Source organism: Nocardioides salsibiostraticola, assembly GCF_054783655.1.
The window spans coordinates 287,110-296,198 of the sequence record NZ_BAAGQD010000004.1 but is presented as its reverse complement, the minus strand read 5'-3'; the positions used below and the strand labels follow the sequence as shown (position 1 = coordinate 296,198).

The following is a 9,089-nucleotide window of genomic DNA, read 5'->3' as shown; positions in this document are numbered from 1 at the left end:
GTGATGGCGACGTCGCGGTGGCCGAGGAGTCGTCGGAGTTGGGCCAGGGTGTGGGGTCCGAGTTCTTCGACGCGGGCGATGCCGTGGTCGCCGCCTTCGAGGGCAGCCTCATGAAGGTGGACGTAGACGATCGCGGGCTTGCGTTTGCGGCCCCGCGCCCTGCCCGGTGCTGAACCCGTGGGCTCAGGTTCCTCGTCTTCCGGTTGTGTGGGGTTGAGCAGTTGGAGGACGTCTTCGGGGCGGGCGAGCCAGGTGAGGGCTTCGGCGCGGAGTTCGTCGCGGCTGCAGCCCTCGTATTCAATGCGGGGGGCGAGGGCGTCGGCGACGTCGTTGATGATGGTCATGAGGTCGTCGGTGTCGCCGGTGGGGTTGCGGGCGATGAGGGATTGCATGCCGTAGCAGTTGGGTCGGGTGAGGCCGACGAACCGTTTCTTCAACTGCTCTTCGATGCGGGTGGCGTGGGCTGCTTGGTCGGCTTCGATGATTTTCGCTTCGCAGACTTCGAAGACGCGGGCGGGGGAGTGTCCGATGAGGGCTTCGGCGACGGCGTGGTCGACGAGGCTGACGAGGTCTTGGTCGAGGTGGCGGGTCATCTTGGCGATCTTGCGGCCGACCCAGACTTCGGCGCGGAGGTCCTTCAAGACGGAGAAGACGTGGGGGAGTCGGTGGCGCAGGTCCAGGGCGTCGGCGGTGATGGATCGGGCGGCGTGGGTGTGGCAGCTGCGGGCGATGCCGAGTTCGCTCATGGCGAGGTCGGAGACGCCGGGGGCTCCGTCGCCGGCGCATTCGATCAGGCGGGCTTGGCCGCGTTGGCGGGGGTGGTGGAAGTCGGGTTCACCTGCGGAGTGGAGGTCGGCCCAGTGCAGGACGAGTTGGAGGTCGTCGACCTCGCACTGTCGGCGGGCGGTGAGATTCTGCTCCAACGCGGCCAAAGTGGCGCAGGCGTCGCGCTCACTGGGTGGGACGTTGTTGGGTTGCAGCATGGTTCTATGGTAAGCGAACTGGTGTTCGACCGTCAAGGGTGATTCAACAGAAGCCCCAACTGGTTTAAACTCCCGATGCGGCCCGAAGGTGACGACACTCGCCCCGGCAGGGCGCACCGACTCGGCGCCCAGGCACCCTCTGCAACGTGTCCCATTCCACCCACTATGACGCAGGTGGTTTGGCTCGCCTTCCACCGCAGGCGACCGAAACCACGGGCAGTGAATCTCGCGAGCGAGCCGACGAAGGTCGGGCGGCACGGTCGCGACGCGTGTACGGAAGCTCTCGCGAAGGAGCGGCAGCGCGACTCGGCCGCCCCGACCGGCCCTGCAAGGAAGGTCGCATCGGTCTAGGCGTTGTGCCAACTACCCTTTGGAAATGGACTTCGCCGCCCTAGAACCTAACGAGAAGACGGCAGGGCTTCTCAAACGGATCATGGCAGACTTCGCGCCCGATGATCCTGAGCGCCCGTGGACCGACGGCGAGATGCGAATTGCTGTACCAATGGACCAGTTCCCACTGCCTGAGCTCGCACGTGCTGCCTTGCACTGGGCGGGCTTTGTCCCGCAACGATGGGATGACAAGACAGCATGGCGCCTCGGCGGCCGGTTCCGGGACAGGAACGTCTCGTTGGCCTCGACCAAGTACGGCCTTCGGTTCATGGTCGAAGCTGACGTCACTGGATGGACCCACAACCTTCTCGATACGAGCGCTTCCACTGACATCAGCACCGGCACCGAGGCTGGCGGCGGCGGCGAAGCCGTCAACGCGTCAGCCGGCGCAACGCCAACCACGGCCGAACCCGGGCCGCGGATGACCCCGGAGTCAGCCCACGAGGCCCCGGCGGTCGAGCGGACCCTAATCGACACGGACGAGATCGATGCCCTCCTCCGCAGGATGATGAGCCGGCGGAGGATCCCGAAGGCGACATCTGCGACGCGACACGACCTGACGGATGACCCGGGACTCGAAGCCTTCGTCGAGGACTTCATAGCCCGACTCGGACGAGCAGGACGAGTCTTCGACGAGCACGTGTTCTCCAAGATCGTCAAGGAACAGCTCGACAACGCGAACATCACGGTGCTCAATCAGCACGCCCGGCTACGCGGAGGCTACGACTACTTTCGCTGGCAAGCTCAGGCGTTCATCGACGGGCACGGTGACGACACTGTGCTCAAAGAGATGGAGAGTCTGGGATTCCTCGCCGCTGGCGGGAAGTTGGGCGACCACCTCTTCATGCCGTTGGTGGTCCGCAACCAGCTCGGGTACTGCCTGACTGCCATGGCGGCGGCGTACTTCTCCTGGCTCGAGCACGTGTTGGTGCTTGCGCTTCCATTCACCGATTGGGAGCCGGAACAGGCGAGCGTCACCCAGGTCATCGGGGACACGTGGCCCCTGAAGTGGGAGCGCGTCATCCCGATCACTGCGGAGTCCAGCGAAGCGTTCGACCGACTCAGGGTCGCCGCAGAAGAGTTCCGCAACCTCGACGCGCACGGAGGCTTCGGGAAGAAGGCCCGTTCGCTGCTTATCCACACTCCCGTCGGCGCCGTGCCGGCTCGGCTGACCCAAGGTGCCGACGCGATCCGAGCGACCGTCGTTCCGGACACGCCGACCACCTTCCCGCAAGCGTGCGAAGTGTTCGACGCCACCGATAAGTTCCTCCGCAACGGCCCGCTCGCGTATGCGATCCAATGGATCGAGGCAGGTATCCAGGTCCCGTTCGGCGCTGAGCACCGTGCGATGTTTAAGGACGCGCTGAACGACGGCGACGACGCCTTCGAGAAGATGGTCGACCGATTCGCCGATCTCGAAGACCGGGTCAACAACTTCGAGATGTACTAGGCCCTAGTGTCCCCGCACCTCTCAGATGCCCCGAACCGCCGGAACCTCCACCCATGCGTAGCCAAAGTGTCTTGCTTCGACTGGTCTAGTCGGAGCGTTGTGACATTGTGCGAGGAGCGCATGAGGAGGTGCCGTGACCGAGCAGACGTATGAGGGGACAGGCGTCGCTGCAATGTCCATGGCGCTGATCCAACACCCTACGGTTCTTGATACGCACGCATGGGCCCCGGTGCCGAGTCACCTGTCACTGACGCCCGAGAAGCGCATCTCGCTCTACGACGATGTTCAGTGGGAGGAATTCGTGCTGGAGTGGGCGACGACTCTGACTTACGAGCAGGTCATGCGCAGCGGTGGGGCACACGACCACGGCGTTGACGTGGCGGGGTTCGTCACCGCCGCTGGATTTGACGGCCCATGGGACTGCTACCAGTGCAAGCACTACGGGAGGGCGCTGCTGCCCAGCGACGCCTACCCGGAGATCGTGAAGGTCATAGTCGGCACCCTGTCCCGCCACTACACCTGGCCCCGGAAATACAGGTTCGCTGCCCCGCACGGAGTCGGCACAACCTTGGCAGGCGTGATCCATTCGCCCACGAAGCTTAAGTCGGAGCTGACTAAGGCGCTCACGAAGGACAGAAGCGCCCTCGCGCCGCAACTCGGGCAGCACTCGCTGGATGCGGCCCTGGCCCTCATTGCGGATGCCGACTTCAGCGTATTCGGGACGGTTGAGCTCCACGAGCTCGTGGAGGCACACGCCAGTACCCGGTGGCACTCGGCCAGGTTCGGCGTCGAGTTGCCAACCCGACCGGCTCCGCCTGAGCCTTTACCGGACCCCACGTATGATGAACAGCGCTATATCGCCCAGCTCCTGCAGGCCTACAGCGAACGTCACAGCGGGACTTTCACAGCACCAGAGGCGACCGAGCATGAGCACGTCGGTGCCCACTTCGTGCGGCAGCGCGTCGCGTTCTACAGCGCCGAGGCTCTCCGTGTCTTCGCCCGCGACTCGGTACCGGAGGGCACCTTCGCAGCTCTCCAGCAAGACATATTCGACGGAGTAATCGACACGCACGACTTCGGCCACGTAGACGGCCTGCAGCGACTCGCCGAGATCACGAAGGCGGCCCGGGGCTTGGCGATTACCTCAAACGGGCTGCTTCCGGTTCTCGCCGTCCGAGATCGCACCGGCATCTGCCACCAACTCGCGAATGAGGACAAGTTGCGGTGGTGTCATGCAGCCTCTGAATAGTCCGCTTGAGCTGGGACTGCGGACCTTGGTCGTGCTGACGGAGGCGTTCCCGCGGACTTTCGACCTCGACCGCCTCGTTCTCCTTGACTACTGCCTCCTGCATAGCGCCGACCTCGAGGGACCGCCGAGTGTGCTGCCTGCAGTCCCAAACCGAAGCGGCGAGCTCGGCCTCAAGCGCACAGTCCTCGACCACGGCGTCCAGCTGATGGCACGAGCGGGCATGGTGGACTTGGTGACCACGGCGGAGGGTATGACCTATCGCGCGGGCGAGGCAGCCGCGCCGTTCCTTCGGTTGCTCGACTCGCCACTTCTGGGTGCACTCGGAGAAGTCGTGACGTGGGCAGTCGACGAGTTCGGTGACCTCAACACGGATCAGGTTCGGGACCGGCTCCGTGCCGTTTCCGAGGGCTGGGCAACCGAGTTCGTCTGGGAGCCGACTGACGAGGAAGGGATGCTCCGATGAGGCTCATTCACCTGACCGCCGTTGGCGACAGCCTCCCACCCGCCAGCGTGGAGTTCGCGCCGCGCCTCACGGTCATTTATGGAGCCTCCGAAACTGGGAAGACCTACGTAATCGATGCCTTGGACTTCATGCTTGGGGGACGCGAACTGCGCGAGGTGCCTGAGGCGGCGGGCTATCGGCTGATGCTGCTGGGCGTGGAGCTGGACGACGGTCAGGTGCTCACGCTGGCGCGGGACCTACGCGGCGGCCGTGTCTCGGTGTTCGATGAAGATCTGCGGACCCTGCCCAGTCGCCTCCCTGATCGCGACCTGCTTGGCCAGCACCAGAAGGACAACCCCGACACGATCTCCCACTTTTTCCTCGACGAGCTGGGGATTGCGGATGCCAAGCTGCGCAAGAACGTCCGGAACCAGGTCCAGTCGATGAGTCTGCGCAACATCGCGCACCTGGTGTTGGTCGACGAGGAGCGGATGCAGTCGCGCTCTACGCCAGTCGAGAGCGGCAATCCGACCTCTAGGACTGCGGAGCGCTCTGCGTTCAAGCTGCTGTTGGAGGGTGAGGACGACTCAGACCTCACCGAGGCCGACGACGCGGCCGCCTTCCGGCAGGTCAACCAAGGTCAGGTTGAGGTACTCGACCGGGCGATTCAGCAAGTGCGCTCACAGATGGTCGAGGCTCCCGAGCGGGAAGAGTGCCTCGACGTCTTAGCGCGGGTCAACGCTGCGATCCGACTGACCTCGAGTTCGATAGGCGCGCAGCTAGTCGCCCGGGACCTCCTGGTGAACGAGCGAACCCGGCTCCAGGAACAGCGTCATCTGGGCGTCCGACAGACTGGCGAGATCAGCACCTTGGTCGATCGGTTTACCTTGCTTGACGCCCAGTACGCCGCCGATCTCGAACGGCTGGCGCTAGTCAAGGAGGCTGGCACGCTGCTCGGCTACTTCGACACCACAGCATGCGTTTTCTGCGGGGCCGACGCGGCTCACCAGCAGCGGGAGCACGCCGTCTACGAGACCGTCCAACTTGCGGAGTCGGTAGACGCCGAGGTCACCAAAACTCGGGCTCTCCGAGGTGACCTCACCCTCACGCTCGGCTCGGTGCAGGCCGAGTTGGACCGTCGAAGCGACCTCCTTGACGAGATCGATGAAGCGACTCGAGCGGTCGATGTCGAACTTGCCCAGGTGGACAGCACCTTGCAACCCGTCCAGTCCGACCTCGACGCGCTCATCGGACGTCATTCGCAGGTCGAGCGTTGGATCGAGCGATGGGCGAGAGTCGACGAGCTCGAGGAATTGCGTGCGGATGTCGCCCAAGAACGGGCCACGCCGGTCGATCCGGTCACACACGGCATCACCCTTGCCTCACAGCAGGACTTCTCGCGCGCGCTTCGCGATCTGCTAATCCAATGGGAGGTCCCCGGCGCTAATGAGACAGTCTTCAACTTCGACGGCGCGCCGCAGATCAAGGTGCAGCAACGAAGACGCGAAGATCGCGGCAAAGGGATGCGCTCAATCCTGCATGCTGGCTTCAGTGTGGCACTGAGCGAGTTTTGCACTAGCCGCGGTCTGCCCCACCCCGGTTTCGTCGCACTCGACACGCCGGTCCTGACATACCGTGACGCAGATTCCGCCGGACCACACTCCATCCGCCCCGATGCCTCGGAGGTCGCTGCGAGATCGGTTGAAGGCGACGACGAGCTCCTTAGTGGGTCCGTGGCGCGGGCGTTTTACGCCTACTTGAGCAGTGACCATCCCGGGCAGGCCATCGTGTTAGAGAACCAGACGCCGCCCGTGATAGACCACGCCGATTGCACGGTTGAGTACTTCACCGGCAATCCTGCGATGGGTAGGTCCGGCTTCTACCCGTGATCGCCTAGCAAACCCGCACTCACCTGCCTTCTCAGTCGCTCGTTCCGCTTCGGGGCAGGTCAAGTCGCCCTCCGTGCAGTTAGCGGGCTCGACCTAGATCCGCGTTGAGAGGGGTGTGCAGCGCCGTGCACAAGTCAGCGCCCGATGCAGTCACCGAAGCCGGAAGTCGGGGCGGTCCTGCGGCTCGTCACCCTCGTATTCGATTCCCGGGAAGTCGAAGCCACGGTCCTCGTGTCCATGAGTGCTGACGTGGGGAACCGACGTGAACGCTCCTACGTGCACGCGGTCGGTCCCGCGATAGTTCTGCTGTTCCCAGCCTGACGTGTCTGACATGCGCCGCCAAAGGACATAGCAAGTAGGACCCACGGTGGCGGGCTCCTTCTCGGATGCGAGTGAGTTGAAAATGGCCAGGCGGTCAGCTACCACAAAGTGCGACGCCTTCCCAAGGTCGTGCTTCCCGGCGAGCGAATACAACTCACGCAGCATCACTCTTCTGGACCGTTGCTTCGATAGCCAGCCTCCGCCGGTGCCCGTATACACCGCCCTAGGCGAAACCCTTGCGAGTCGATCTCGACGGCCCAGGCCCCTCACGTGCAACCGCTGAAACGCCACACGTCCGTTGTCGCTCAACCCAATTACGTACGAACGGCACTCGCCGTCGACGATTGCCGGCGCTGCGACGATCTGGTTCCACCTGCTAGCAACGTGCGGCCGGAGGTGTTGCTGCATCTCGTGCGCGAGCGCAAACAGGCATCCCTCCACCGAGAGGTTGCGGCCTCGCAGCACATTGCACATCCAACTCGATGGTTGGGTGCCACCAGCGGTCAGGCCTAGGCCGGCATATCCGAGCATCACCACTCCGTCGGACGCTTCAACGGTCATGGCCTTCACACCGATGTCCTTCGGCGGCCCTGCGTCCCAGGAGATGCGGCGGTCAACAACGAGCCAGATCGTCTTTTGGCTGACCAGGCTTAAGGCAAACGTCACGTCGAGACCCTTCCACACGGCGACGAGTTCCGAGCTACTTCGCCCCTCAAGTTCCGCTCAGCCTCGCCGCGTCTTTCCGCCGCCTATGTGCGTCGGGAACCGTTTGCGCCCCGCCTCCGGTCGCTGCATGTTGACCTCGCACCGTTGGCGATTAGCCGCGGATCGTGCATCAGCGCGTGCGCATACTCGACCCATGACACAGACCGTCCGGCTGATGAGCGACTACGACGCCGACTGGCCGCTGTGGCATGAGGGCGGAACCACCCGCGGGGACTGGCCCCAGGTGTCTCCCGAACTGGCCGCAGATTTGGAGCGCTGGAACTTGCTTTGGGAGCGGCACCACGACCACCGCCGCGGCTGGACCAGCGAGGCGATGCGCGAACTCTATGACGAGCAGGCACCCCAGCTCGTCGATCGCCTACAGGTCGAACTCGGAGCGGACTGGCGCGTACACACAGGTCCCCTCGGCTGAAAGCTGCTTCAGAGTCGTCAATGTAGTCATCCGTCGTGTGTCATGCGAGCTTCTTGTACCTGCGGGGCGGACGCACCAATCGACCAACCAGGGTCGCGTCACTCCGTCGGACGCACCGGTGAGATCCTGAGCGCATGCAGCCTGTTCACGTGTGGATTCGGTCCGAGTCGCGGAGTACTGAGCGGCGTGTGCCTGTCGTACCCGCTGACGTTCCGCTGTTGCTGGATGCCGGGGTCGAGGTGACCGTCGAGGAGTCGCCTCAGCGCGTGTTCCCCATCGAGGAGTACGCCGCGGCCGGGGCAAACGTCGCGGGCGAAGGCGCCTGGACCAACGCGCCCGACGACGCCTACATCCTCGGCATCAAGGAGCTCCCCGAAGAGCCCGAGTCGTTACGCCACCGCCACATCTACTTCGCGCACTCGTTCAAGGGGCAGGAGGACGCTCGGGAGACCCTCGAGCGGTTCCGCCGCGGTGGGGGCCGACTGTTCGACATCGAATACCTCACCGGCGAAAGCGGCCACCGGGTCGTCGCGTTCGGTTACTGGGCCGGCTACATGGGTGCCGCCCTCGGAGTGCTGCGTCTAGCGGGAGCGCTGGACGAGCCGCTCACCCCCATGGCCAAGCACGAGCTCGACGCGGAGCTGGAGCGGGCCGGGAAGGCAGGGGTCGACCAGATGCTGGCGCTGGTGACCGGCGCTCGCGGGCGGTCCGGCCGCGGTGCGCAGGCAGCGCTCGCGGCTGCCGGGGTGCCGACAACCCTGTGGGATCGCCAGGAGACCCAGGACCTGCACAAGCAGGCGCTACTCGGCCACGACTTGCTGGTGAACTGCGTGGTCACGCACACCCCGACGACTCCGTTCGTGGAGCAGGCGGACCTGGAGCACGAGCGCCGGCTACGGCTGCTCGCGGACGTGACCTGCGATGTCACCGGCCCGACCAACATGCTCCCGGTGAACACGCAGATCACGACGTGGGAAGAACCGGTTCGTCGGCTGCACCCCGGCAACCCGGAGCACGAGAGTGCGCCGCTCGAGGTGATCGCCGTCGACAACCTGCCCTCGCTTCTCCCGCGCGAGGCCAGCGAAGGCTTCAGTGCTGACCTGACCCCGCATCTCCTCGGACTGGCCGACGACGGTGGTCCGTCTGCACCGTGGCGGGCGGCTGGCCGCGCCTTCGACCAAGCGATCGAGAAGCTGGACGCACCGGGCTCCTAGCTCGGCGCCGCGC

Annotated in this window: 8 protein-coding genes; 6 read left to right on the top strand and 2 right to left on the bottom strand. The window is 64.7% G+C overall.

Going from position 1 to position 9,089, the window contains the following annotated elements; all coding sequences use genetic code 11:
- Positions 1–983, bottom strand: a 983-nt coding sequence (locus ACYVLV_RS04200) for a hypothetical protein (protein WP_460807928.1), incomplete at its 3' end; no start/stop codon positions are given.
- A gap of 376 nt (positions 984–1,359) precedes the next feature.
- On the opposite strand from ACYVLV_RS04200, the gene ACYVLV_RS04195 reads away from it, so the two are divergent.
- From ACYVLV_RS04195 to ACYVLV_RS04180, 4 genes are all read left to right on the top strand, one after another.
- Positions 1,360–2,823: a hypothetical protein gene (locus tag ACYVLV_RS04195; RefSeq protein ID WP_460807927.1), complete on the top strand. Its 1,464-nt coding sequence runs from the start codon at positions 1,360–1,362 to the stop codon at positions 2,821–2,823.
- A 133-nt stretch (positions 2,824–2,956) separates the two neighbouring features.
- Positions 2,957–4,072, top strand: a complete 1,116-nt coding sequence (locus ACYVLV_RS04190; RefSeq protein WP_460807926.1) for an ABC-three component system protein — start codon at positions 2,957–2,959, stop codon at positions 4,070–4,072.
- The gene (locus tag ACYVLV_RS04185; protein ID WP_460807925.1) at positions 4,056–4,535 is read left to right on the top strand and encodes an ABC-three component system middle component 2; all 480 of its coding nucleotides are present in this window, start codon (positions 4,056–4,058) and stop codon (positions 4,533–4,535) included. The genes ACYVLV_RS04190 and ACYVLV_RS04185 overlap by 17 nt, the downstream gene beginning before the upstream one ends.
- Positions 4,532–6,403 carry an AAA family ATPase gene (locus ACYVLV_RS04180; protein WP_460807924.1) on the top strand — a complete coding sequence of 624 codons (1,872 nt, stop codon included), beginning with the start codon at positions 4,532–4,534 and terminating at the stop codon, positions 6,401–6,403. Before ACYVLV_RS04185 ends, ACYVLV_RS04180 begins: the two co-directional genes overlap by 4 nt.
- A 150-nt stretch (positions 6,404–6,553) precedes the next feature.
- Here ACYVLV_RS04180 and ACYVLV_RS04175 read toward each other — a convergent pair whose 3' ends face one another.
- Positions 6,554–7,390, bottom strand: a complete 837-nt coding sequence (locus tag ACYVLV_RS04175) for a hypothetical protein (protein ID WP_460807923.1) — start codon at positions 7,388–7,390, stop codon at positions 6,554–6,556.
- Between the two features lie 193 nt (positions 7,391–7,583).
- On the opposite strand from ACYVLV_RS04175, the gene ACYVLV_RS04170 reads away from it, so the two are divergent.
- On the top strand, positions 7,584–7,862 hold the full coding sequence (locus tag ACYVLV_RS04170) for a hypothetical protein (RefSeq protein WP_460807921.1): 279 nt from the start codon (positions 7,584–7,586) through the stop codon (positions 7,860–7,862).
- A 134-nt stretch (positions 7,863–7,996) separates the two neighbouring features.
- The gene (locus tag ACYVLV_RS04165; RefSeq protein WP_460807919.1) at positions 7,997–9,076 is read left to right on the top strand and encodes a saccharopine dehydrogenase; all 1,080 of its coding nucleotides are present in this window, start codon (positions 7,997–7,999) and stop codon (positions 9,074–9,076) included.
- The last annotated feature ends 13 nt before the right edge of the window (positions 9,077–9,089 follow it).